Raw genomic sequence first — 1,683 nt, forward strand, 5'->3', positions numbered from 1 at the left:
CAATGTCACTTAGTTAAGCTTTTTACAAATTAATGGATTTGTGTGCATCTAGCGTGAAAAGGATGTGGTAAACAAAAAAGATTAAAACAATCTTCGTTCAAAAAAATCATATAAATATCAGGCACGACTTTAAGACAGACTTTCGTCTGCCTTAAAATTAGTGTATAATAGAATTGTCAGCTACTCTATGTTATACAAAACGGTAAGAGAAGCTGAGCGGTTTTTGGACTCTATGCTGGCGGGCATAGTTTCTATCGGGCCTGATAGGTAGGATATACTTACTTATCAGGCTTTCTAGATTTGGTGGTGCGACTCCTCTTAGAAAATCAAAACAGATTTTCATTGCGAGAGAAAAGTTGACTTGGTACTCATATTTGCGATCCATACTTTTTACTGGTACATGTAAAATAATTATGGAACAGAAATTGTACAAAATGAGCTTGCTCCACAGTTCAAATGCAACATACTCTGTTTTTTTAGAGTGTAAATTAGTAGCACCAATGGTATGCTTCAGGTCGCGAAAAGAAGTTTCGATGCCCCAGCGGAGATTGTAACAGTATTTTATATCGTCCGGTGTAAAATCTTCTTCGGAAAGTGTAGTGATGATATTTTCAAAAACACCATCGGACACTTCAACGCGGACGATTCTTAGTTTCAGCAGATATTCATCGGAAATATCATCTGGATCAAGATAGTCGAAAGCTATGTTTTTACAAATATAGCGGTATTGTGATTCTTTTTCGGCATGTTTATGTTTCTTTTTTGATTGTGTTCTGGTCAGAATCAGTTCTATGGTTGTATCCAGTTTGTCAGGAAGAGTCTCGACTCCAAGAAAACGCTGTACATTCAAATCCTTAGCACGAATCAAAAAATCAACATGATTTTCGATTGCATGGGCAAAAACATTGTAACTGGAAAATCCTCTGTCAGCAATGAAAATGGGGGATCCCCCATAGGCATACCGATCCATAAGATTGCAGATAGCCTGAAACTCATTTTTAAGACGCCCAGGCTGAACTTCTAAATCAAGATACCGCCTAGAACATACCTCATACAAAGAGATGGTATGAACCATATTAAAACCGGATAGAGATTTGCCATTAGGCTCGTGGAAGGTGTCGGGATTGTTAGGATTTCTGGCAATGTTAAATTCAGAACCATCACACGCAATAAGATAGTATTTTCCGCGAAATTTTTCTAAGGGGAATTTAAGGTTAAATTCCTTAAGAAGGTGACGGAATGCAGAAACGGAAAGTTTGGAACGTTGTTGATAAAAAGCAGAGCCGGTAGGAAGCGAGGAATCATACTCAAAAAATTTGAGAAGTTCATGATTCAGGCTTCCGCTTTCCATGGAAATGATCAGATGCATCATTTTCTTAAAATCAAGTTTGCGTTTGCGGATAAAATCTTTATCTGGATTTTTTACAAAAGAAGAAAGTAAGCGGGACATCTCATCAATAATGTCCCAAAGTGTAGTTTTGACAATTTCAGGAAATGTCATAGGTAAACCTCCTTGAATCAGAATGAAATATAGTTCTAATTCAAGGGCCGCTCTCGTTACCTTAGAATTATATCGGCAACGAGAGCGGCCGCACATTTTGATTGATGTGTCAACTATAATTTATAAATTTTTGTTAGAGGTTTACCTCTTAGTGAACCAATAAGCTTAACTAAGTGACATTG

At 37.1% G+C, this 1,683-nt stretch carries 1 protein-coding gene; it reads right to left on the minus strand.

Annotated features, from left to right (window positions below; genetic code table 11):
* Positions 1-190: 190 nt before the first annotated feature.
* Entirely contained in the window at positions 191-1,501 is a 1,311-nt protein-coding gene (locus ABCW45_RS17675; protein ID WP_343221288.1) for an IS4 family transposase, read from the minus strand.
* Positions 1,502-1,683: the final 182 nt, after the last annotated feature.

Origin of the sequence: Pilosibacter fragilis, from assembly GCF_032490495.1 — a bacterium.
Classification (GTDB): Bacteria; Bacillota; Clostridia; order Lachnospirales; family Lachnospiraceae; genus Pilosibacter; species Pilosibacter fragilis.

Excerpts from the sequence above, each read along its gene's own strand:
- ABCW45_RS17675 (WP_343221288.1), bottom strand. The coding sequence starts at position 1,501 with ATGACATTTCCTGAAATTGTCAAAACTACACTTTGGGACATTATTGAT.